This window comes from Helicobacter pylori (genome assembly GCF_003638305.1).
Taxonomy (GTDB): domain Bacteria; phylum Campylobacterota; class Campylobacteria; order Campylobacterales; family Helicobacteraceae; genus Helicobacter; species Helicobacter pylori_DJ.
The window spans coordinates 1-21916 of the sequence record NZ_MVYP01000009.1 but is presented as its reverse complement, the minus strand read 5'-3'; the positions used below and the strand labels follow the sequence as shown (position 1 = coordinate 21916).

The 21916-nt window shown below is 39.3% G+C and carries 22 protein-coding genes and 1 pseudogene; 13 read left to right on the top strand and 10 right to left on the bottom strand.

All coding sequences use genetic code 11. The features are described from left to right. Positions 1-158 precede the first annotated feature (158 nt). Both EAL04_RS05045 and EAL04_RS05040 read left to right on the top strand, forming a co-directional pair. Positions 159-1244 carry an ATP-binding protein gene (locus tag EAL04_RS05045; RefSeq protein WP_162982492.1) on the top strand — a complete coding sequence of 362 codons (1086 nt, stop codon included), beginning with the start codon at positions 159-161 and terminating at the stop codon, positions 1242-1244. Positions 1245-1491: 247 nt separating this feature from the next. Next, entirely contained in the window at positions 1492-2070 is a 579-nt protein-coding gene (locus tag EAL04_RS05040; RefSeq protein ID WP_120973746.1) for a hypothetical protein, read from the top strand. Here EAL04_RS05040 and EAL04_RS05035 read toward each other — a convergent pair. Genes EAL04_RS05035 through fumC form a run of 4 tightly spaced genes read right to left on the bottom strand, consistent with a single transcriptional unit; the run spans position 2044 to position 4966 of the window. Further along, positions 2044-2661, bottom strand: a complete 618-nt coding sequence (locus EAL04_RS05035; protein ID WP_120973744.1) for a ribonuclease HII — start codon at positions 2659-2661, stop codon at positions 2044-2046. The genes EAL04_RS05040 and EAL04_RS05035 overlap by 27 nt on opposite strands. A 10-nt stretch (positions 2662-2671) precedes the next feature. Continuing rightward, on the bottom strand, positions 2672-2896 hold the full coding sequence (locus tag EAL04_RS05030; protein WP_108394927.1) for a hypothetical protein: 225 nt from the start codon (positions 2894-2896) through the stop codon (positions 2672-2674). 25 nt (positions 2897-2921) lie between these two features. After that, positions 2922-3527: a hypothetical protein gene (locus EAL04_RS05025; RefSeq protein WP_120973742.1), complete on the bottom strand. Its 606-nt coding sequence runs from the start codon at positions 3525-3527 to the stop codon at positions 2922-2924. A 47-nt stretch (positions 3528-3574) separates the two neighbouring features. Next, the gene (gene fumC / locus EAL04_RS05020) at positions 3575-4966 is read right to left on the bottom strand and encodes a class II fumarate hydratase (protein WP_120973740.1); all 1392 of its coding nucleotides are present in this window, start codon (positions 4964-4966) and stop codon (positions 3575-3577) included. Positions 4967-5140: 174 nt separating this feature from the next. On the opposite strand from fumC, the gene crdA reads away from it, so the two are divergent. The 4 genes from crdA to EAL04_RS04995 are packed head-to-tail and all read left to right on the top strand — an operon-like array spanning position 5141 to position 10882. Continuing rightward, positions 5141-5518, top strand: coding sequence for a copper resistance determinant CrdA (crdA, locus tag EAL04_RS05010; protein WP_120973738.1), 378 nt, complete (start codon positions 5141-5143; stop codon positions 5516-5518). 4 nt (positions 5519-5522) lie between these two features. Further along, a complete protein-coding gene (gene crdB / locus EAL04_RS05005; RefSeq protein ID WP_120973736.1) occupies positions 5523-6761 on the top strand; it encodes a copper resistance outer membrane protein CrdB in 1239 nt (412 codons plus the stop codon). Further along, positions 6758-7774, top strand: a complete 1017-nt coding sequence (locus EAL04_RS05000; RefSeq protein ID WP_120973734.1) for an efflux RND transporter periplasmic adaptor subunit — start codon at positions 6758-6760, stop codon at positions 7772-7774. The genes crdB and EAL04_RS05000 overlap by 4 nt, the downstream gene beginning before the upstream one ends. Further along, entirely contained in the window at positions 7775-10882 is a 3108-nt protein-coding gene (locus EAL04_RS04995; protein WP_120973732.1) for an efflux RND transporter permease subunit, read from the top strand. It abuts the gene before it with no gap. On the opposite strand, the gene EAL04_RS04990 is transcribed toward EAL04_RS04995, so the two are convergent. Genes EAL04_RS04990 through dnaJ form a run of 3 tightly spaced genes read right to left on the bottom strand, consistent with a single transcriptional unit; the run spans position 10863 to position 13019 of the window. Next, positions 10863-11219, bottom strand: a complete 357-nt coding sequence (locus tag EAL04_RS04990; protein WP_120973730.1) for a branched-chain amino acid transporter permease — start codon at positions 11217-11219, stop codon at positions 10863-10865. The genes EAL04_RS04995 and EAL04_RS04990 overlap by 20 nt on opposite strands. Further along, the gene (gene azlC / locus EAL04_RS04985) at positions 11213-11899 is read right to left on the bottom strand and encodes an azaleucine resistance protein AzlC (protein WP_120973728.1); all 687 of its coding nucleotides are present in this window, start codon (positions 11897-11899) and stop codon (positions 11213-11215) included. The genes EAL04_RS04990 and azlC overlap by 7 nt, the downstream gene beginning before the upstream one ends. Positions 11900-11909: 10 nt before the next feature. Further along, on the bottom strand, positions 11910-13019 hold the full coding sequence (gene dnaJ, locus EAL04_RS04980; protein WP_120973726.1) for a molecular chaperone DnaJ: 1110 nt from the start codon (positions 13017-13019) through the stop codon (positions 11910-11912). Positions 13020-13143: 124 nt separating this feature from the next. Between dnaJ and EAL04_RS04975 the strand changes: the two genes are divergently transcribed. Further along, positions 13144-14274, top strand: coding sequence for a hypothetical protein (locus tag EAL04_RS04975; RefSeq protein ID WP_120973724.1), 1131 nt, complete (start codon positions 13144-13146; stop codon positions 14272-14274). Positions 14275-14475: 201 nt separating this feature from the next. Then, a pseudogene (locus EAL04_RS04970) lies at positions 14476-15160 on the top strand (NYN domain-containing protein). Between the two features lie 74 nt (positions 15161-15234). Here EAL04_RS04970 and mnmA read toward each other — a convergent pair. Continuing rightward, a complete protein-coding gene (gene mnmA / locus EAL04_RS04965; RefSeq protein ID WP_120973722.1) occupies positions 15235-16263 on the bottom strand; it encodes a tRNA 2-thiouridine(34) synthase MnmA in 1029 nt (342 codons plus the stop codon). Positions 16264-16402: 139 nt separating this feature from the next. Here mnmA and EAL04_RS04960 point away from each other — a divergent pair, with 139 nt between their 5' ends. Continuing rightward, positions 16403-17164 (top strand): J domain-containing protein, encoded by a 762-nt coding sequence (locus EAL04_RS04960; RefSeq protein ID WP_120973720.1) that lies wholly within the window; start codon positions 16403-16405, stop codon positions 17162-17164. On the opposite strand, the gene nadD is transcribed toward EAL04_RS04960, so the two are convergent. Both nadD and nikR read right to left on the bottom strand, forming a co-directional pair. After that, positions 17161-17676, bottom strand: coding sequence for a nicotinate (nicotinamide) nucleotide adenylyltransferase (gene nadD / locus EAL04_RS04955; RefSeq protein WP_162982497.1), 516 nt, complete (start codon positions 17674-17676; stop codon positions 17161-17163). The genes EAL04_RS04960 and nadD overlap by 4 nt on opposite strands. Further along, positions 17669-18115 carry a nickel-responsive transcriptional regulator NikR gene (gene nikR, locus EAL04_RS04950; protein ID WP_097685988.1) on the bottom strand — a complete coding sequence of 149 codons (447 nt, stop codon included), beginning with the start codon at positions 18113-18115 and terminating at the stop codon, positions 17669-17671. The genes nadD and nikR overlap by 8 nt, the downstream gene beginning before the upstream one ends. A 311-nt stretch (positions 18116-18426) precedes the next feature. On the opposite strand from nikR, the gene exbB reads away from it, so the two are divergent. From exbB to EAL04_RS04930, 4 genes are all read left to right on the top strand, one after another. Continuing rightward, on the top strand, positions 18427-18864 hold the full coding sequence (gene exbB, locus EAL04_RS04945; protein WP_000508569.1) for a TonB-system energizer ExbB: 438 nt from the start codon (positions 18427-18429) through the stop codon (positions 18862-18864). Further along, entirely contained in the window at positions 18861-19250 is a 390-nt protein-coding gene (gene exbD, locus EAL04_RS04940; protein ID WP_000836350.1) for a TonB system transport protein ExbD, read from the top strand. Before exbB ends, exbD begins: the two co-directional genes overlap by 4 nt. Then, a complete protein-coding gene (locus EAL04_RS04935; protein WP_120973716.1) occupies positions 19216-20070 on the top strand; it encodes an energy transducer TonB family protein in 855 nt (284 codons plus the stop codon). Before exbD ends, EAL04_RS04935 begins: the two co-directional genes overlap by 35 nt. 191 nt (positions 20071-20261) lie before the next feature. Beyond that, positions 20262-21916: SabA family sialic acid-binding adhesin (locus EAL04_RS04930; RefSeq protein ID WP_205585803.1), on the top strand; the 1655-nt coding region annotated here is incomplete at its 3' end.

Sequence of the window (21916 nt, the reverse complement as noted above, 5' to 3'; positions counted from 1 at the left end):
ATAAAATAAAAACTGAAATACTACTCAAAATGCGCCATTTAGTCAATAACTTTTGCTGTTTTTAGGGCTTTTTAGAGATTTTTACTTCCTTTTTATAAGGAAATATAAAGAAAATGCGCTACGATTGTCTTAATCCAATCTCATTTGAAAGGAAGTTCATGCCCCTTTCTTGCTTACACCCTTTTGGGCCTTTTGAAACCCCTAAAGAGCCGGCCTTAAACAACCCGCTTTTAACCCCACTTTCAAGCGATAAAATCTGTCTTTTAGGGCCGATGAAATCCGGTAAAACCACTTTCGCCCTCAAACTAGCGAAGGATTTTAAAAACCCTGTGTATCTCAATTACAATGACATGCGTTTGAATAAAAATATCTTAAGCTCATGGCTTTTAAAATGGCATTTAGAAAAGAAAATGGACTTGCTCATTTTGGATCATATTGAGCGCTTGGATTTCAGCCTGCCAAAGCTTCCTAAAATCGTTCTTATCCCTAATTATTTAAGCCCCATAACAGCGCCCAATTTTAGCTTATGCTATGCGTTAGGGCTGAATTTTAAAGAATACACCAGCTTTTTCAAACCCAACACCCCTAAAAACACCCTGTTTAACCGCTTTTTAAGAGACGGCAACGCTTTAGATTCGCTTTTTACAGAAAACGAGCAAGAAAAAATCCTAAAAAAACAAGAAAATATTCAATTAATCTTTCAAGCTTACGCCCCCTTAATGGCTAAAATCTGTGCGTATCAGTCTAAATTTGTGAGCGCTTTTTATCTTTATACGCAACTCAAAAAAGAGCTTAAAACCTCTAAAGACACCCTTTATAAATTGTTACACGCGCTAGAAAACCAGCGCATCCTTTTTTTAGTCCCCAGTTTTGAAAACCATAAAACCAAATTGTATCTGTGCGATTTTGCCCTGCCTTATAGCCTGACTCCTAGCCCCTCGCTTTTAAGCGTTTTTGAAAACATGGTTTTTTTAGAGCTTTACAAGCAATTCCCAAACTACGAGCTTTACTCCCATGATAATGGGATTTTTATCTTGCGAAATCCTACAAGCAAGCTCGCTCTCATCGCCCACGCTTTCCCCACGCCCCATTTTTTAGAAAAACAGCTTTCTTGGTGCCATGAGCATGGGTTTTTAAATATCGTGGTGGTTTCTATCAACGCCCCTATTTCAGCCAATAATCCCCCCTACAAACACCTTAATTTCATTGATTTTTCTTTGGATATTCAATCTATTTTGGTATAATAGTTATTATGTATTTATGTATTTATGTATTTATGTATTTATGTATTTATGTATTTATGTATTTATGTATTTATGTATTTATGTATTTATGTATTTAATATTATTACTAACATTTTTAAATGATTATTGCATATTTTTTATTTTTTCTTAAGCTAACATACTATAATCTATCCCAGTATTTCGCCTTTTTGAGAAATACCCACCTACCCTAAAAGCGTAGGATATTTTTTATAGAAAGGAAGCTATAATGAATGCATTGAAAAAATTAAGTTTCTGCGCCTTGTTATCCCTAGGCCTCTTCGCTCAAACAGCGCATGCTCATAGTTTAAAAGACACGATCAACTATCCTGATTGGCTTAAAATCAATCTTTTTGACAAAAAGAACCCGCCCAATCAATATGTCGGATCGGCTTATATTTCCGGTAAAAGGAACGATTTTTACGCCAATTACATCCCCTATGATGACAAATTGCCCCCTGAAAAGAACGCTGAATTAATCGCTCTTTTAAGGGCCAGAATGAACGCTTACAGCTCGTTAGAAAGCATTTTAATCACTAAAATGCACCATCGTGTTGTTAAAGCGCTTCAAGTTAAAAATAACTCTATCAGCCATTTATTTGGGCTTGTTGATTTTTTAACCTCTAAATCCATTTTGGCTAAAAGGTTCGTGGATACCACCAACCATCGTGTGTATGTCATGGTGCAATTCCCTTTCATTCAGCCTGAAGACTTAATCGCTTACTTTAAAGCCAAACGCATCAGCCTTTCTTCAGCGAGCGCTACCCATCTCAGCGCCCTTCTAAACAAGGCGTTGTTCCACCTCTAGGGGTTTGGTTTGAAACAATGAGCGGTTTTTAAGCGTGAAGCTATGCCGATGAAAGGGCGTAGCCCCTAGCTTAATGATCGCTTCTATATGCTGTTTAGTCCCATACCCGCAATTCTTATCCCAGCCGTATTCCTTAAACAAAGCATGCAATTCCAGCATTTCTCTGTCCTTAGCAGCTTTCGCCAAAACAGACGCCATAGCGATTTGAGCGATTGTTTCATCGCCCTTGATGATGGTTTGTATATGGGGGTATCGTTTATTCAAACCAAACGCCGTGTTGCCGTCTATTTTTATTTCATTGGCTAAAGAGCGACCATTTTCTAAAATTTCTTGAATAGCGAGTTTCAAACACGCCCCTAAGCCTAATTTATCAATTTCATTCGCGCTTTTTTTAACCACGAAAAACTCCACCTCACCATGCGTTTTGATCTTATCTTCTAAGAAAAAGCGCTTTTTGGGGCTGAGCTTCTTGCTATCCTTAAGCCCCATTTTTAGAAATTCTAATGCTGTTTGGTCATCGCACACCACCCCCGCCACAAAAAGCGAACCGGCCAAACACCCCCTACCCGCTTCATCAATGCCTAGAGTCATTTAAAATGCCTTATTTTTTAGCGTTGTCTTTTGGTGTTGGTTGCTGCGAGTTAAGATTGTTAGATTTAAATCCTTTGTTTAAGGGTTGCTGGTGTGGGTTAGAACCAATCTGGGTAGATTTGGCTTCAGATTTCTGATTAATATATAGATTAAAAAAATAAGAGTTTTCCTCATGCCCCTCCATTGTAACTCGAATAGCGGAATACTTATCGCTCAAATCTTTCTTATTATCCATGCTTAAATCCTTGTTTATTAAGGTTCTAAATTAAATCCTTGTTTATTAAGGTTCTAAAGATGATACCACACAAAAAACAACATGCCATTAAAACAAATATCAGAGTAACTATTTTTGGAATACTATTATTCCTACTCTCACATCTTGTGCGTACACTACAAGCTTCGTTGCGATATTGTGATTGGGACTCTAGCAGTTTCCTCTCTTGCTTCTCTTGCTCTGCATTTTCACCATCAAAATTACCGTTAAGCAATTGCATATCGCAATTATTCATCTCGCTCAATTTGTCAAAAAATAGCTCGTAGTCTTGTAAATATTTTATCACTGAATGAATTGCATAGATTATCAGACAAACATATGCTAATATAAATACAATAAATATGGAAGCAGTGACCCTAAACACATTAAATTCATAACTTGAATTATTGATGAAAAAATCTAGTACAATTCTAAAAGCAGATACAACTTCTAACTTATCCAACACAAAGGGCATGAAGCCAAATGCTATCACTAAAATTTGCATGATTGCTGTATATCTTTGCTTAGTAAACTCGTAACGAGTATCATTTAATTTGAAATATGTCTCTTTACATATTTTAATTTTCTCTTTAATTTTCTCTTCATCTGCCATGCAAAAACCTTAATCTTGCCAAGACATAACTCCCCCCGCCCAAGGTTTCAAGCCTTAGGCCCGATCATCTTTTCAGGCACCACGAATCTGTCAAAATCTTCAGCGCTCAAGAGTTTCAGTTCCAGCGCGCTTTCTTTTAAAGAAATGCCTTTTTTGTGGGCGTTTTTAGCGATTTTAGCGGCGTTTTCATAGCCTACATGCGGGTTAAGGGCGGTTACTAGCATTAAAGAATGGTGCAAGTAATAATCAATCTTTTCTCTATTAGGCTCAATACCGCTCGCGCAATGGATATTAAAACTTTCCATGCTGTCGCTCAAGAGCCTCAAACTTTGCAAGAAATTATAAATGATCACCGGCTTGAACACATTCAATTCAAAATTACCCTGACTGGCCGCAATGCCAATAGCGGTATCATTCCCCATCACTTGCACGGCCACCATTGTCATCGCTTCGCATTGCGTGGGGTTGACTTTACCGGGCATAATAGAACTGCCCGGCTCGTTTTCAGGGATATTAAGCTCGCCCAAACCACAGCGCGGCCCGCTTGCAAGCCATCTAATATCGTTAGCGATCTTCATTAAATTCGCCGCTAAAGCCTTAAAAGCCCCATGCACATAAGCGATAGCGTCATGGCTAGTGAGCGCATGGAATTTATTGGGCGCAGAGATGAATTTCACGCCGCTAAACTCGCTCAATTCTTCAGCCACTTTTTCGCTCAATTCTTTATGAGCGTTTAGCCCTGTGCCTACGGCAGTCCCGCCTATGGCTAATTCCCTTAAATGCTCCAAACTCTCTAAAATTTGTTGTTTAGAATGCTCTAGCATGCTCGCATACCCGCTAAATTCTTGCCCCAAAGTTAAAGGCGTAGCGTCTTGCAAATGCGTGCGCCCGATTTTGACAATCTCTTTAAATTGCTGGCTTTTGTCTTTAAAGGTTTTTAACAGATTCTCTAAACTAGGGAGCAGTTTATGCGTGATTTCTAGCACGCTCACAATGTGCATTGCGGTAGGGAAAGTGTCGTTAGAGCTTTGAGACATGTTCACATCATCGTTAGGGTGGATGAGTTTTTTCTCTCTAAAATTACCCCCTAAAATTTCTGTAGCCTTATTGGCAATGACTTCATTGAGATTCATGTTTGTTTGAGTCCCGCTCCCTGTTTGCCATATCGCTAACGGGAATTCGCCGCACAACTCGCCTTTTAAAATGCAATCGCACGCCTTGATAATGGCTTGGGATTTTTCCAGGCTTAATTTCCCTAACTGGTGGTTAACTACCGCTAAACTCCTTTTGAGTTTGGCAAATGCGCCAATGAGTTCTTTAGGCATTTTTTCAGTGCCGATCTTAAAGTTTTCAAGACTGCGTTGCGTTTGAGCCCCCCAGTATTGGCTATCATCTACTTTGATTTCGCCCATCGTGTCATGTTCAATTCTAAATTGCATACTAATCCTTTGAAATTTGATTTTAAAACCTTAAAAAAATAGCATAAACTTTTATACCTTCTACTTAAAAACCTTAATTTTTTAAAAACCATTTCCACAATTTTTACACAAAAGAGGGTTATCATTCGTCCGCAACAAGAATTTTCTTGTTATCTTAATTTAAAGGTCAAAACGATGAAAAAGTTAGCCGCTTTATTTTTAGTGAGTGCGTTGGGGGTTATGAGTTTGAACGCATGGGAGCAAACCCTAAAAGCCAATGACTTGGAAGTGAGAATCAAATCCGTGGGTAACCCCATTAAAGGCGATAACACTTTTGTGCTTAGCCCCACTTTAAAAGGTAAGGCTTTAGAAAAAGCTATCGTTAGGGTGCAGTTTATGATGCCTGAAATGCCTGGCATGCCAGCGATGAAAGAAATGGCGCAAGTGAGTGAAAAAAACGGCCTTTATGAAGCGAAAACCAATCTTTCTATGAACGGGACATGGCAGGTTAGGGTGGATATTAAATCCAAAGAAGGCCAAGTTTATCGCGCTAAAACAAGCTTGGATTTATAAGCGCATGCTGTCTTTTATAAGCGCGTTTAATAAAGGGGGCGTTTCAATACGCCTTTTAACAGCCTTGTTACTGCTTTTTAGTTTGGGTTTGGCTAAAGATTTAGAGATCCAAACTTTTGTGGCTAAATACCTTTCTAAAAATCAAAAAATACAAGCCTTACAAGAGCAAATTGACGCTTTAAATTCTCAAGAAAAAGCCGTTAGCAAATGGGATAACCCTATTTTGTATTTAGGCTACAACAACGCTAACGTGAGCGACTTTTTCAGGCTGGATAGCACCTTAATGCAAAACATGAGCGTGGGATTGTCTCAAAAAGTGGATTTAAATGGTAAAAAACTCACGCAGTCTAAAATGATCAACCTAGAAAAACAAAAAAAGATATTAGAGCTTAAAAAAACCAAGCAGCAATTGGTGATTAATTTAATGATAAACGGCATTGAAAATTATAAAAACCAACAAGAAATAGAGCTTTTAAAGACAGCGATTAAAAATTTAGAAAACACCCTTTATCAAGCCAACCATTCCAGTTCGCCTAATTTAATAGCGATCGCCAAGCTAGAAATTTTAAAATCGCAATTAGAAATCAAAAAAAACAATTTAGAAGAAGCCTTGTCTAGCAGCCATTATTCCATGGGTGAATTGGCTTTTAAAGAAGATGAGATTTTAAGCATTGCTCCTAAAAATTTTGAATTTAATAAGGAGCAAGAGCTGTATAACATTAGTGCCACCAATTATGATATTGCGATCGCCAGGCTTGATGAAGAAAAAGCGCAAAAAGACATCACTTTGGCTAAAAAAAGCTTTTTAGAAGACATAAATGTTACCGGGGTGTATTATTTCCGCTCCAAACAATACTATAACTACGACATGTTTAGCGTCGCTTTGTCCATCCCCTTGCCTCTTTATGGCAAGCAGGCTAAATTGGTGGAGCAGAAGAAAAAAGAAAGCTTGGTGTTTAAAAGCGAAGTGGAAAACACTAAAAACAAAACCCACCACCTGGCCCTAAAACTCCTTAAAAAATTAGAAACCTTGCAAAAAAACCTGGAAGCGATCAATAAAATCATCAAACAGAATGAAAAAATCGCGCAAATTTATGCGCTTGATTTGAAATCTAATGGCGATTACAACGCTTATTACAACGCTTTTAACGACAAAATCACTACCCAAATCACCCAGCTTGAAACCTTAAGCGCTTTAAATAGCGCTTATTTGTCCTTACAAAACCTTAAAGGATTAGAATGAAACGGCTTTTATTGTTCGCCTTGATTTTATTTTTTAGCCCCTTATTCGCTAGCGCTCAAGAGACTAAAGAGACTAAAGAGACTAAAGAAATTAAAAGCCAAACCTATTTCAATATTTCCACCACTAAGGTTATAGAAAAAGAATTTGCCCAAAGCCGGCGCTATTACGCGATTTTAGAGCCTAATGAAGCGCTGATTTTTTCTCAAACCCTGCGTTTTGATGGCTATGTGGAAAAGCTTTATGCGAATAAAACCTATACCCCCATTAAAAAGGGCGATAAACTATTGAGCGTGTATTCCCCTGAATTAGCAAGCGTTCAAAGCGAGTTGCTATCGTCATTGAAATTCAACCAGCAAGTAGGAGCGATTAAAGAAAAATTAAAACTACTAGGGCTAGAAAACTCTAGCATTGAAAAAATCATTAGCAGCCATAAAGTCCAAAATGAAATCACTATTTACTCTCGTTTCAACGGTGTTATTTTTAAAAAAAGCCCGGATCTCAATGAGGGGAGCTTTTTTAAAAAAGGGCAAGAGTTGTTTCAAATCATAGATTTAAGCCAATTGTGGGCGCTTGTTAAAGTCAATCAAGAGGATTTAGAATTTTTAAAAAACACGCATAAAGCGATCTTGTTCGTAGAAGGGGTTAAAGGCAAGCAAGCAATCACGCTTGAAAACATCAACCCCATCATAAACCCGCAAGATAAAATGCTAGAAGCGCGCTTCAATGTGCCTAACGCCCAACAGCTTTATTACCCTAACATGTTCGCTCAAGTGGAAATCTTTCAAAAACCACAAAAAATGAAGATTTTGCCTAAAGAAGCGGTTTTGATTAAAGGGGGGAAAGCTATCGTGTTTAAAAAAGATGATTTTGGCTTAAGCCCGTTAGAAATTAAAGCCGTCCGCTTGAGCGATGGGAGTTATGAAATTTTAGAGGGTTTAGAAGCGGGCGAAGAAGTCGCTAATAACGCTTTATTCGTGCTAGACGCTGACGCTCAAAACAATGGGGATTATTGAATGATAGAAAAAATCATTGATTTAAGCGTTAAAAACAAACTCCTTACCACTTTAGTCACTCTACTCATTTTTTTAGCCTCTTTGTGGGCGATAAAAAGCGTTCGTTTAGACGCTTTGCCAGATTTAAGCCCCGCTCAAGTGGTCGTGCAGATCACTTACCCCAATCAAAGCCCTAAAATCGTGCAAGAGCAGGTTACTTACCCATTAGTTTCTACTTTCATGAGCATCGCTAACATTGACACGGTTAGGGGGATTTCTAGCTATGAAAGCGGTTTGATTTACATCATTTTTAAAGACGGCGTCAATCTGTATTGGGCTAGGGATAGGGTTTTAGAGCAATTGAACCGAGTGAGCAACCTCCCCAAGGACGCTAAAGTGGAAATAGGGAGCGATTCCACTTCTATTGGATGGGCGTATCAATACGCTCTATCTAGCAACAGCAAGAATTTAAGCGATTTGAAAGTCTTGCAAGATTTCTATTACCGCTACGCGCTTTTAGGGGTTGATGGGGTGAGTGAGGTCGCAAGCGTGGGGGGCTTTGTGAAGGATTATGAAGTAACGCTTCAAAACGATTCTCTGATCCGCTATAACTTGAGTTTGGAGCAAGTCGCTAACGCGATTAAAAATTCCAATAACGATACCGGTGGGGGGGTTATTTTAGAAAACGGATTTGAAAAAATTATAAGATCGCATGGCTATATCCAATCTTTAAACGATTTAGAAGAAATTGTCGTTAAAAAAGAAGGGGCCATCCCTTTAAAGATTAAAGATATAGCCAGCGTTAGGCTAGTGCCAAAACCACGCAGAGGGGCGGCTAACCTCAATGGCGATAAGGAAGTGGTGGGAGGGATTGTTATGGTGCGCTATCACGCTGACACTTATAAGGTGCTTAAAGCCATTAAAGAAAAAATCGCCACCCTACAAGCGAGTAACCCTGATGTGAAAATCACCAGCGTGTATGACAGGAGCGAATTGATTGAAAAAGGCATTGACAATTTGATCCACACGCTCATAGAAGAAAGCGTCATTGTGCTAGTCATTATTGCGATTTTCTTACTGCATTTCAGGAGCGCTTTAGTGGTGATTATCACTCTGCCTTTAAGCGTGTGTATTAGTTTCTTGCTCATGCGTTATTTCAATATTGAAGCGAGTATTATGAGTTTAGGGGGCATTGCGATCGCTATAGGGGCGATGGTGGATGCGGCTATTGTGATGGTGGAGAACGCTCACAAGCATCTGCAACACATTGATGTAAAAGACAACACTCAAAGGGTTAATGCTATCATGCAAGGGGTTAAGCATGTGGGAGGCGCGATATTTTTTGCTTTGATGATCATCGTGGTTTCTTTCTTGCCAATTTTTGTGCTCACCGGTCAAGAAGAAAAGCTTTTTGCCCCTTTAGCTTACACCAAAACCTTTGCCATGCTAGTAGGAGCGCTGCTTTCTATTACGATAGTCCCTATTTTAATGGTATGGCTCATTAAAGGGCGGATTTTAGAAGAGTCCAAAAACCCCATTAACGCTTTTTTCATGAAAATTTATGGCGTGAGCTTGAAGGTTGTGCTTAAATTCAGATACGCTTTTTTAATAGCAAGCGTCTTAGGTTTAGGGGGCTTAGTTGTAGCGTATAAAAAACTCAACTGGGAATTTATCCCCCAAATCAATGAAGGGGTAATCATGTATATGCCAGTAACGCTTAATGGCGTGGGCATTGACACCGCTTTAGAATATTTGAAAAAAAGTAATGCCGCTATCAAGCGATTGGATTTTGTCAAACAGGTTTTTGGTAAAGTGGGGCGCGCTAACACCAGCACCGATGCCGCCGGTTTAGGAATGATAGAAACCTACATTGAATTAAAGCCAAAAAACGAATGGAAAGAAAAGCTCAGTTATAAAGAAGTTAGGGATAAATTAGAAAAAACCCTGCAATTAAAAGGCTTGACTAATTCATGGACTTACCCCATTCGTGGGAGGACGGACATGCTCTTAACCGGCATTAGAACGCCCCTAGGCATCAAGCTCTATGGTAACGACACGGACAAATTACAAGAATTAGCGATCCTTATGGAGCAACAGCTCAAAACCCTAAAAGAGAGTTTATCCGTCTTTGCCGAGCGATCCAATAACGGCTACTACATCACGCTGGATTTGAACGATGAAAATTTAGCTCGTTATGGCATCAATAAAAACGCCGTGTTAGATGCGATTAAATTCGCTTTGGGCGGAGCCACGCTCACGACCATGATTAAAGGCGTAGAAAGTTACCCTATTTCTTTACGCTTAGAAGACACCGAAAGAGATACCATTGAAAAATTAAAAAACCTCTACATCAAAACCGCTTACAATTACATGCCCTTAAGGGAATTAGCCCATGTGTATTACGACAACTCGCCGGCGGTGTTAAAAAGCGAAAAGGGCTTGAACGTGAATTTTATCTATATTGTGCCGCAAAATGGTATCAGCTCTGATACTTACAGACAACTGGCTCAAAAAACGCTAGAAAAAATCCAATTGCCTAGCGGGTATTATTATGAATTCAGCGGCGAAAGCCAGTATTTAGAAGAAGCGTTTAAAACCTTGCAATACATCGTGCCGGTGAGCGTGTTTATCATTTTTATTTTAATCGTCTTTGCTTTAAAGAATCTCACTAATTCCTTATTATGCTTTTTCACTCTGCCTTTTGCGTTTTTGGGGGGGTTGATTTTTATGAATCTCATGGGATTTAACATGAGCGTGGCGGCGTTAGTGGGCTTTTTGGCCCTTTTAGGGGTAGCGAGCGAAACGGCTATTGTGATGATTATTTATTTAGAAGACGCGTTTCAAAAATTCATCAAAACCCCCTTAAAAGAGCGAACGACTGCCGCCTTAAAAGAAGCTATCATGCATGGGGCGGTGCTTAGGGTAAGGCCCAAGCTGATGACCTTTTTTAGCATTTTAGCTTCACTCATTCCTATCATGTATAGCCATGGCACAGGAAGTGAAATCATGAAATCCATTGCCGCACCCATGCTAGGGGGCATGATAAGCAGCGTTGTTTTAACGCTTTTCATTATCCCTACGGCGTATTTTGTGATTAAAAACGCCGGGATCAGGAAACATGAATATTAAAAAAAGCCTTTTCCAATACATGGCTTTGGACTAAAACCATATAAAGAATGGTAGGGAGCGTGATGCTTAAAACAAACACCTTAAAAATGCGGTGCAAAAGGATAACGGATAAAAAAGCGGTGAGTTCATTGATCCCATAAGGGGGTTTTAAAACATGAATGTCTTTAAAACAATAAACCACGAGCATGCCTATCACCGAACATGACAAAGCCCTACCCAAATAACGCACAAAGTCGTTGGGCGGGTTTTTTGCATTAAACACCATAAAAGGCCAAATACGCATGAAATAAGTCGTTATTATAATGACTAAAAGAATGAGTATAGAATGCATTAACATTCTAACTGCTTTCTAAACAAAATGAGGGCAAGCACCATTAAAACCAAAGCGATGAGCAAAAAGTATTCAGTCCCAAAGAGTGCTAAACAAACGACCGCAATAACGATCCCAAGCCATGCGTTTTTGTGGTTTGTGTTTCGTTTGTATTGCTCCATGAACAGCACGATAAAAATCGCTGTCATCACAAATTCCATGCCTTGAGTGTCAAAAGAAAAATGCGAACCCACCAACGAACCCACTAACGAGCCAAAAATCCAATAAGAGTGGTTGAGTAAGGAAATACTAAAAATGAAGTCTTTTTCACTCACCCCCTCTTTAGGGGCGTATAAATTCAATAAAGCAAAGGTTTCATCCGTGAGCGCATGCGCTAAATAGGGCAAACGCCATTGGGTGTTTTTAAATCGATCTAGCATGGAAAGTGCATAACAAGTCTGCCTCGCATTCACTAACAAGCTCACAATAACGACATTCATCAAACTCGCTTGCGCGCTTAAAAGCGTGATCGCCACGAATTGCACCGCCCCAGCATAAATGAATAACGACATGAACAGAGCGACTTTATAATCATAGCCATGCTGGACTAAAAGCATTCCAAAAGTCATTCCCATAAGCAAATACCCTAACAAAATAGAAATGGTGTGAGGGAAAGCGTCTTTGAAGGCTTTTAGAAAATCATGCATCAATAACCTTTTATTTAAACCAGTCTTTAATTTTAGAAACGCAAGTTTCTAAAACGCCTTTATGCGGTTCGCCCTCATAGCCAAAACTCGCATGCAATTTTTCCAATAACCCTTGCTGCTCTTTATTCAAACTTTTTGGATAAATCACTTGCAACACCACGATCAAACTCCCCCTATAAGAGCTTTCGGGGTGCTTCACGCCCTCGTTTCTAAACGCAAAAGTTTGCCTGTCTTTGGCGTTTCTAGGGATTTTTAATTCCAATTCGCCTCCTCTTAAAGACGGCACTTTAATCGTATGCCCTAAAGCGATAGTGGTGAAAAACACCGGCGCTTCAATGAACAAATCACAGCCTTCGCGCTTGAAATGCTCATCTTCTTTGACTCGCGCTTCTAAATACAAATCCCCTCTTTTCCCCTTCTCGTATTCATTGCCCTTATTTTTAAGCACCATGCGGTTTTGATCGTCAATGCCCTCAGGGATTATCGCATCAATTTCTTCATCTTTAAGAATGTAGGTTTTACCCTTACACGCTTGGCATGGGGTTTTAATGATCTTGCCCTTGCCTTGACACGCCCCACAAGTTTGCGCAAAACTCATAAAACCCTGACGCATAAACACCTGCCCCTGCCCATTACACTGCTTGCAAGTCTCTAGGGCTTTATCTTTAGCGCCCGTGCCATCGCAACTCTCACAGACACTCTGGTATTGGACTTTAATGGTTTTTTTACAGCCAAAAACCGCTTCTTTAAAACTCAATTCAATGGTTTGCAAATAATCCGGTGCGATAGAGCTTTTTTGCCTTCTATTCCCCCTAGCGCCAAACCCAAAAGCGTCTTCAAAAAACGAGCCTAAATCTTCAAAAAAATCAGAAAAATCGCTCTGGCTCGCGCCGGCTTGGTTTAAGCCCTTTTTACCATACCTATCGTATAAGGCCCGCTTCTTTTCATCGCCTAGCACCCCATAGGCTTCATTGATGAGCTTGAATTTTTCTTCGGCTTCTTTATCGCCGGCGTTTCGGTCTGGGTGGTATTTTAAAGCCAGCTTTCTGTAAGACTTTTTAATGGTCTCTTGGTTGCTGTGTTTTTCCACTTCTAAAATTTCATAATAACTCAATTCCACGATCGCTCCAAAAATGGCATCAAAACGCTTATTTTATCTTAAAAGCGATGAGTTTGCGTGTTTTTGCGCATGCCAAAACTTAGATAAAATAATACGATGAAATCATAATAATAAAGACAACCCCATGAGATTTTTTTGCCTTTTCTTATTTTTTCTAACCTTTTCAAACGCGCAGATAATGATGACCTTTGATTCTCAAACTAACGCCAAGCTCTCGCGTTCTAACGAACAGCTTTCTGACATGCTCTATAAACTCAATGAAAGTTTAAGGATCTATCAAAATGTGCTTTCTAACAACCAGGATCAACTTAAAGAAATCAAAAAGGCTAACAGCACCCTAACTAGCCAAAGGCGTTTTTTTAACGCCAGCCAGATCCGCCTTATGGACACTGATGCACTATTGAAACAAAGCGCTTTGGAATTAGAAAAATTACAAGCTTTAGAAAAACGCTTAAAAGAGAGCATGGAGCGCGAACGCTTAATCAAAGAATCCCAAACGCTTTTTTTGCAAGAGCATTGCCCTTATTTGAGCGGCGTTAAGAATTTAGAAGAGGCTTCAAACGCTTTAGAAGTCCAAGAGCAAAACAGCGCCCTTTTCTTACTCAAAGAGCCTAAACTCGCCCATTTGCTCTCGCAACTGGATTTGATGAGCGCTTTAAACGCCTTATGCGATCAAGTTTTAGAAAACCAAGCCCATAACCAACAATCCCATAACAAAACCCTAGAATACAACGCCCTTATAAACCATGATTTTCAAGCCTATAAAGCCATGCGTTTGAAAAAATTTAAAAACAAGCTTCAAAGCCAAATCCAAGCCAAAGAAGACGCTCTAAAAACCTTTTTACCCTTAGAAAAACGCCTAGAAACTTTAAAAACGCATTTTTTATGCGATAAAGAAAACCTCAAATCATGCGCTAACCGATTGCACCAACGCTACCAAAATGCCCTAATAGAGCGAGATAAAGAATTAAAAAACGCTAAAAACAACAAAGAAAAGCATGCACTAATCTTAGCCAATTACGAGCATACGCTAAAAACCTTGAATATAGAATTTTTAAGCGAATTGAGCAAGCAAATGGCGTTTTTGAATGAAACCATGGCGTTAAACGCCCGAGTTTTAGCCCTTTTAGCCAAACAACCGACTAAAAAACCCCTAAATTTGAGCGGTGATTTGAGCAATGAAAAAACTCTTATTAAAAATATCCGCTTAGATCCGCATGGATTCCCTAGCTTTGAAAATTTTAAGCGGGAGTAAGACAATATTTGACAAGCAAAAACAATTAGAGTAAAATAAGAGCATAACTTCTAGGAAGGTTCTCTTTTATTAGGAGATCCCACGACCCTTGTGAACCCATAGAATACAAGTGCGAACCCTAGATATTTTTATCCGTTCCTTTTTTCAACACTGACATGTTGAAAGGAGCGGAGCTTTCCTTATATTACTTAGGATTTAAGAATGTCAAAAAAAGTAGCTATACTTGTGGATGGAGACTTTTTTATAAGATGCTACAAATCTCATCTTAAAAAGCAGTCTAGTGACAAGTATGAAGGTCTTAACCCAAAAAAATTAGCACACCATACTCATACTTATTGCCTAAAGCATATCAATAAAAAGAATGATGAAGAACTATACCGCATATTTTTTTACGATTGCAAGCCATTAAAGAAAAAGGCTCATTATCCATACACTCAAAAAGCTCTAGATCTATCCAAAAGCCCAACCTATAAAGAAAGGGAAGAGTTACACGAACACTTAATTTCCAAACCTTGCTTGGCGTTAAGGTTGGGGTATCTTGACGAGAAAAATGCCAGATGGGTCATTCGTGACCAAGAAAAAGAAAAGAAACTTTTACAGGAGAATAAGTATAGAGAAGTTTCAAAATGATGATCTTATCTATCACGCAAAGCAAAAGGGCGTTGATATAAAGATAGGACTTGATATAGCCACTTTAGCGTTGAAAAAATTAGTGCAAAAAATCGTTTTAATTTCTGGTGATAGCGATTTTGTCCCTGCTTCAAAACTTGCTCGAGTTGAAGGTATCATTTTCACTCTTGATCCTATGGGAAATCATATTAGAGAGGATCTAAAAGAACATATTGATTATTTGACCACTAGGTTGCCACAATTTAAACAACAATAATAACGCCTATTCAATAAAACATTAAGAAAACATTAAGAGACTGCCAAAAGGCGTATCTCTTAGTTTTTTAGTTTTTAAACAATCACGCCCCCACCCAGCAAGATGTCATCTTGATAAACGACCAAGGCTTGCCCTTTAGCCACGCCATAAAAAGGCTCTTTAAACTCCACTTCAATCACCTCGTCTTTTAAACTCACAAACGCTTTAGCAGGCACGCTCCTGTAACGAGCCTTGATAGAATATTCGCCCTTTTTAAAATCTTTCATCAAAGATTTGTTTTTAGCCTTGAGGAAACGCATGGCTAAATCTTCTTTTTTGCCCACGACTAACTCGTTCTTTTTAGCGTCAATCCCCACCACAAAATGCGGTTCTAACGCCCCTTTAATGTTAAAGCCTTTGCGTTTGCCAATCGTGTATTGCATATAGCCCTTATGCGTGCCAATGATTTCGCCTTGTAAGTTTTTCACCACGCCCTCTTTTTCCACTTCAACATGCTTTTTTAAAGTGTCAATGTAGCTTTTTTCCACAAAGCAAATTTCTTGAGATTCCTTATAAGTCTCTAAAGTGCCTAAAAAAGGCATCGCATTCAAGGCTAAAGGCTTAATGTCTTTTTTTAACAAATCCCCTAAAGGGAACACCAATTTAGCGATGACTTCATGCTCTAAAGCGTATAAAAAATAGCTCTGATCTTTAGTTTTATCCAAAGCTTCTTGAATATAGCTTACCTTGTCAATTTCTTTGACTCTCGCATAATGCCCGGTAGCGATCTTTTCACACCCTAATTTTAAAGCGTGATTTAAAGCTAGCCCAAACTTCATTAAAGGGTTGCACAACGCACATGGGTTAGGGGTTTGCCCTTCTTCATAGGCGTTGATAAATTCATCATAAACCGCGCTTTTAAAATCCTTTTGAAAATCCAACACCTCTAAAGGAATGCCTAAAAACTCGCACGCTTTTTGAGCGTTTTTAATGTATAAATCATGCTTTTTTTCACTCGCATGGAGTTTTAAATAAATCCCCACCAATTCATGCCCTTGCTCTTTTAAGCTATAAGCGCTATAAGAGCTATCCACCCCCCCACTGAGTAATACCGCTATTTTCATTTTTGTATCTTTCATTATGAGTTATGGCTCGTAGTCTAGCGCAAAAACCATTCATAACCACCTTTTTTTAACCATTGGCATGCTAAAATACCTAAAGATTTTTTAAAATCACATCAAAACGCATGGAGAAATAAGGGTAATGGCCAAAATTGAATTGTTAGCCAAATTCACGCAAATCGCGCTCCCTAACAGCCACCCTTTATTGAAAAAAGTTTTACACTACGCTAAAAAACATTTCAGCCAATGCCACATGCTCTCTTCATCGCTACTCATTTTAAACGACACAGAATGTTTTAAAAAAAACTACTTGCTCAATTGGGTCTATCATGCCCTTGAATGCGCGCATGAGAAAGATATTAGCATGCATTCTTTAGAAGAGATTTTACAAAAAAGCCGCTTGCCCATACGCATCAAAATCATCAATCAAAACACGCTTTTAGAAAAGATAGAAGTGAAAGTTTTAACCTTTGGAGCAGAATACGCGCTCTTTATCACCAAACACCCTATCGCTAAGCGGTTTTTACGCCAGAAATTCAGCGGCTATGTGTTTTTAGAAACCCAAGATGAATTGCATATAAGAGGCGATTCAGAGCGTTTTTGGGAACTCATTTTAACGCTCAATGAAAATAGAATCGTCCATAACGCATGCTTAGATTTCATCTATCCTAATGGCTTTGGCAAGGACAGCTACACCACTATGGCTGAACGCAAATTAAAGGAATGCTATAAAACGCTAGGGTTTATCAAGCATGAAGATTTCAGCGAAGTCAAAAAGCGCTATTTAGAATTGGCTAAAACCTACCACCCTGATTTGTGCGATCTGAAAGAAAAAAAGGCTCTTTATGCCAAACGCTTCGCTATCATTCAAGAAGCCTACCGCCACATTAAAAAACACGCCTAAACCCCCAAACTAGCCCTAATCGCACTAGAAGAAATCGGTGCGTCAATGCCCTTTAAAGGGTGATAACGCCCCTTAAACTGGATCTCTTCATAGCCAATCCTTTCAAAAACCACTAATTCCACCCTTTTTAAAAGCTCTGTAGCGTTAGTCCAAGAAGAAAGATGCCTCAAACAATCCGCTCCTATGACCAAATAAAGCGTTTTAGGGTGGTAGAGTTTTTGGAAATGAAGCACGCTTTCTATCGTAGGCACAGCCCTTTCTTGTTTGATTTCAAAATCGCTCAACAGCACCCTATCTATCCCTTTTAAAGCTCTTTCTAATTCCTTAAAACGGGTTTTTGCGTCCAAAAAACATGGCTTTTTAAAAGGGTTTTGATAAGCGGGCAAGACAATGAGCTTAGCGAATGGCAATAATTCTAAAGTTTGCTCAATAATGGCTAAATGAGCCTTGTGCAAGGGGTCAAAACTCCCTCCATAGAGCGCTAATTCTTTGTATTTTAAGACGCTATTCATTGTATTCAAAGCTAGACGCCTTAGTCAATTTAGCGAATTTAACCCCCCTAAGCCCTCCGATTTCTAATTGCAAGCGTTGGATTTCAAACGAATTGCCTTGTAAAATAATCGTCTCCAAACAATTATGCTCATCCATATGAATGTGCGTGGTGCATAAAACATGCGTCCCGCTAGCATGCTGAATGTCTATCATGCGCTGGTTCAATTCCCTTTGGTGGTGGTCATAAATCACCACAAGCACGGCGATCTTGCTCCCATCATTAGGGTTATCTTCTGCCCAATTGTCTTCTACTAATTTTTCTCTGATCATGTCGCGCACTAATTCTGAGCGAGAAGAATAGCCGTTTTTAATGATGCGGTTGTCCAATTCGTCTAATAAATTTTGTTGTAAAGAAACCGAAAAGCGGATGATTGAATCGTCTTTATTGTGTGTATCCATTTGAGAAAAATCCTTTTTTGGCATGAGTCTATTTAAAAGCCGCTCATGCTAGTGTGATTGAATTAATTTAAAATGAACCATTATAATACAAACTGGATTTAAATGGTTGGTCATAAGAGCGTTTGAATTTGATTGTAATTATTAGCTTAATCATTATTGACTTGTTATTATTAAAACAATATAATCAACAATCCAATGTTCCTTTATCATTTTTAGAGGATTATGCGAATTGGTGTTTCTTAGAGCGTTACCCTAGAACGGCTTGCTTTAGTTTTAGGGGAGTTATTTGATTATAGACAAAAGGAGTTTTTATGGGCGGTTTTTCAGTGGGAATGTTGAAAGATTATGTGGACATATTTGTTTTTGCGGTGCTTGGCGTGGCGAGTTTTTTAGCCTTGTGGTTTGTGATTGAAAGGGTTATTTTTTATTCTAAAGTCGATTTGAAAGCTTATGATGATATAGACGCCCTGAATTTGGATTTAACCAAGAATCTAACCATTCTCTATGTGATTTTTTCTAACGCGCCTTATGTGGGCTTATTAGGGACGGTTTTAGGGATCATGGTGATTTTCTATGACATGGGCGTGAGCGGCGGGATGGACGCTAAAACGATCATGGTAGGTTTGTCTTTAGCTTTAAAAGCGACCGCTCTAGGGCTTGCTGTGGCGATTCCCACTTTGATCGCTTATAATAGCTTGTTGAGAAAATCTGATGTTTTGAGTGAAAAATTTAGGATCATGAAAAAATGAAAAGCATCAGAAGAGGCGATGGGCTGAATGTTGTCCCTTTCATTGATATTATGCTCGTTTTGCTAGCGATTGTGCTAAGCATTTCTACTTTTATCGCGCAAGGTAAGATTAAAGTCAGTCTCCCTAACGCTAAAAATGCGGAAAAATCCCAGCCAAACGATCAAAAAGTGGTGGTCATCTCTGTAGATGAGCATGACAATATTTTCGTAGATGACAAACCGATGAATTTAGAAGCTTTGAGCGCTGTAGTCAAACAAACAGACCCTAAAACCCTTATAGACTTAAAAAGCGACAAAAGCTCTCGTTTTGAAACTTTTATCAGCATTATGGATATTTTAAAAGAGCATAATCATGAAAATTTCTCCATCTCCACGCAAGCTCAGTAAAGTTTCAACGAGTGTTAGCTTTTTAATCTCTTTTGCCCTATACGCTATAGGGTTTGGCTATTTTTTACTGCGCGAAGACGCCCCAGAGCCTTTAGCGCAAGCCGGGACCACTAAGGTTACCATGAGTTTAGCCAGCATTAACACCAATTCTAAAGTGAAGACGAATGCCGAATCCGCTAAACCCAAAGAAGAGCCTAAAGAAAAACCCAAGAAAGAAGAGCCAAAAAAAGAAGAACCCAAAAAAGAGGTTACAAAGCCTAAGCCAAAACCCAAACCCAAGCCTAAACCCAAACCCAAACCAAAACCTAAACCTGAGCCAAAACCTGAACCTAAAGTTGAAGAACCTAAGAAAGAAGAACCTAAGAAAGAAGAGCCTAAAGAAGAACCCAAAAAAGAAGAAGCTAAAGAGGAAGCTAAAGAAAAAAGCACTCCTAAACAAGTAACGACTAAAGATATAGTCAAAGAAAAAGACAAGCAAGAAGAGTCTAACAAAACCTCTGAGGGTGCAACTTCTGAAGCTCAAGCTTATAACCCAGGGGTGAGTAACGAATTTTTAATGAAGATCCAAACCGCTATTTCTTCTAAGAACCGCTACCCTAAAATGGCGCAAATTAGGGGCATTGAGGGCGAAGTGTTGGTGAGCTTTGTAATCAATCCTGATGGGAGCGTTACAGACATTAAAGTCGTCAAAAGCAACACGACAGATATTTTAAACCATGCGGCTTTAGAAGCCATTAAAAGCGCGGCATATTTATTCCCTAAACCAGAAGAAACCGTGCATCTAAAAATCCCTATCGCTTATAGCTTGAAAGAAGACTGATTAGTCTTTCTTTTAAGGGCGGTTTTTAAGCCTTAAAAGTTGGGCCAAAACCCCTATTTTTCGCAATTTACAAAAAAAAAAAAAACAAAATCTCTAAAATTTAGAGCTAAAATTAGCCATAAAATTCCATTTATTGCTTATAATACGAAGTTTCTTTGTATCAAAGAAAAATCTAATAAAAGGAAAAAAACATGAAAATCAAAAAATCCCTCTTACTCTCTCTTTCTCTCATGGCTTCATTATCAAGGGCTGAAGATGACGGATTTTACATGAGCGTGGGCTATCAGATCGGTGAAGCGGTTCAACAAGTGAAAAACACTGGAGCATTGCAAAATCTTGCAGACAAATACGATAATTTGAGCAACCTTTTAAACCAATACAATTACTTAAATTCCTTAGTCAATCTAGCCAGCACACCGAGTGCAATCACGGGTGCGATTGATAATCTAAGCTCAAGCGCGATTAACCTCACTAGCGCTACCACCACTTCTCCGGCCTATCAAGCTGTGGCTTTAGCGCTCAATGCCGCTGTGGGCATGTGGCAAGTCATAGCCTTTGGGATCAGCTGTGGCCCTGGCCCCAATCTTGGCGCAGAACATTTAGAAAATGGGGGCGTTCGATCGTTTGACAACACGCCAAACTACAGCTACAACACCGGTAGCGGAACGACCACCACCACTTGTAATGGGGCTAGTAATGTAGGGCCAAATGGTATCCTATCTAGTAGTGAATACCAGGTTCTCAATACCGCTTATCAAACCATTCAAACCGCTTTAAACCAAAATCAAGGGGGCGGGATGCCTGCCTTGAATAGCTCCAAAAATATGGTAGTCAATATCAATCAGACTTTCACAAGAAACCCTACCACAGAATACACTTACCCTAATGGGAATGGCAATTATTATTCAGGCGGTTCATCAATCCCAATCCAGCTAAAGATTAGCAGCGTCAATAACGCTGAAAACCTTTTGCAACAAGCCGCTACTATCATCAATGTCCTTACCACTCAAAACCCGCATGTGAATGGTGGTGGTGGGGCATGGGGGTTTAGCGGTCAGACTGGGAGTGTGATGGATATTTTTGGCGATAGCTTTAACGCAATTAATGAGATGATCAAAAACGCTCAAACAGCCCTAGAAAAAACCAAACGACTCAACGCTAATGAAAATAACCAAATCACGCAACCAGACAATTTCAACCCCTACACTTCCAAAGACAAAGGGTTCGCTCAAGAAATGCTCAACAGAGCTGAAGCTCAAGCAGAGATTTTAAATTTAGCCCAACAGGTAGCGGACAATTTCCACAGCATTCAAGGGCCTATCCAACAAGATCTAGAAGAATGCACCGCAGGATCAGCTGGTGTGATTAACGACAACACTTATGGTTCAGGTTGCGCGTTTGTGAAAGAGACTCTCAATTCCTTAGAGCAACACACCGCTTATTATGGCAATCAGGTCAATCAGGATAGGGCTTTGGCTCAAACCATTTTGAATTTTAAAGAAGCCCTTAACACCCTGAATAAAGACTCTACAGCGATTAATAATGGTATCTCTAAATTGCCTAACGCCAAGCCACTTCAAAACATGACGCATGCCACTCAAAACCCTAATTCCCCAGAAGGTTTGCTCACCTATTCTTTAAATGCAGACAAATACAGCCAGCTCCAAACTACCGCGCAAGAATTAGGCAAAAACCCCTTTAGGCGCATCGGCGTGATTAACTATCAAAACAATAACGGGGCGATGAATGGGATCGGCGTGCAAGTGGGCTATAAGCAATTCTTTGGTAAAAAAAGGAATTGGGGGTTAAGGTATTATGGTTTCTTTGATTATAACCATGCTTATAT

Coding starts and splice junctions, on each gene's coding strand:
- EAL04_RS05045 (WP_162982492.1), top strand. CDS start 159: ATGCCCCTTTCTTGCTTACACCCTTTTGGGCCTTTTGAAACCCCTAAA.
- crdA (WP_120973738.1), top strand. CDS start 5,141: ATGAAAAAGTTAGCCGCTTTATTTTTAGTGAGTGCGTTGGGGGTTATG.
- EAL04_RS05035 (WP_120973744.1), bottom strand. CDS start 2,661: ATGACTCTAGGCATTGATGAAGCGGGTAGGGGGTGTTTGGCCGGTTCG.
- EAL04_RS04975 (WP_120973724.1), top strand. CDS start 13,144: ATGAGATTTTTTTGCCTTTTCTTATTTTTTCTAACCTTTTCAAACGCG.
- EAL04_RS05030 (WP_108394927.1), bottom strand. CDS start 2,896: ATGGATAATAAGAAAGATTTGAGCGATAAGTATTCCGCTATTCGAGTT.
- EAL04_RS05040 (WP_120973746.1), top strand. CDS start 1,492: ATGAATGCATTGAAAAAATTAAGTTTCTGCGCCTTGTTATCCCTAGGC.
- EAL04_RS04995 (WP_120973732.1), top strand. CDS start 7,775: ATGATAGAAAAAATCATTGATTTAAGCGTTAAAAACAAACTCCTTACC.
- fumC (WP_120973740.1), bottom strand. CDS start 4,966: ATGCAATTTAGAATTGAACATGACACGATGGGCGAAATCAAAGTAGAT.
- EAL04_RS05025 (WP_120973742.1), bottom strand. CDS start 3,527: ATGGCAGATGAAGAGAAAATTAAAGAGAAAATTAAAATATGTAAAGAG.
- EAL04_RS04935 (WP_120973716.1), top strand. CDS start 19,216: ATGAAAATTTCTCCATCTCCACGCAAGCTCAGTAAAGTTTCAACGAGT.
- EAL04_RS04960 (WP_120973720.1), top strand. CDS start 16,403: ATGGCCAAAATTGAATTGTTAGCCAAATTCACGCAAATCGCGCTCCCT.
- nikR (WP_097685988.1), bottom strand. CDS start 18,115: ATGGATACACACAATAAAGACGATTCAATCATCCGCTTTTCGGTTTCT.
- EAL04_RS04990 (WP_120973730.1), bottom strand. CDS start 11,219: ATGTTAATGCATTCTATACTCATTCTTTTAGTCATTATAATAACGACT.
- mnmA (WP_120973722.1), bottom strand. CDS start 16,263: ATGAAAATAGCGGTATTACTCAGTGGGGGGGTGGATAGCTCTTATAGC.
- EAL04_RS05000 (WP_120973734.1), top strand. CDS start 6,758: ATGAAACGGCTTTTATTGTTCGCCTTGATTTTATTTTTTAGCCCCTTA.
- azlC (WP_120973728.1), bottom strand. CDS start 11,899: ATGCATGATTTTCTAAAAGCCTTCAAAGACGCTTTCCCTCACACCATT.
- crdB (WP_120973736.1), top strand. CDS start 5,523: ATGCTGTCTTTTATAAGCGCGTTTAATAAAGGGGGCGTTTCAATACGC.
- nadD (WP_162982497.1), bottom strand. CDS start 17,676: ATGAATAGCGTCTTAAAATACAAAGAATTAGCGCTCTATGGAGGGAGT.
- exbB (WP_000508569.1), top strand. CDS start 18,427: ATGGGCGGTTTTTCAGTGGGAATGTTGAAAGATTATGTGGACATATTT.
- exbD (WP_000836350.1), top strand. CDS start 18,861: ATGAAAAGCATCAGAAGAGGCGATGGGCTGAATGTTGTCCCTTTCATT.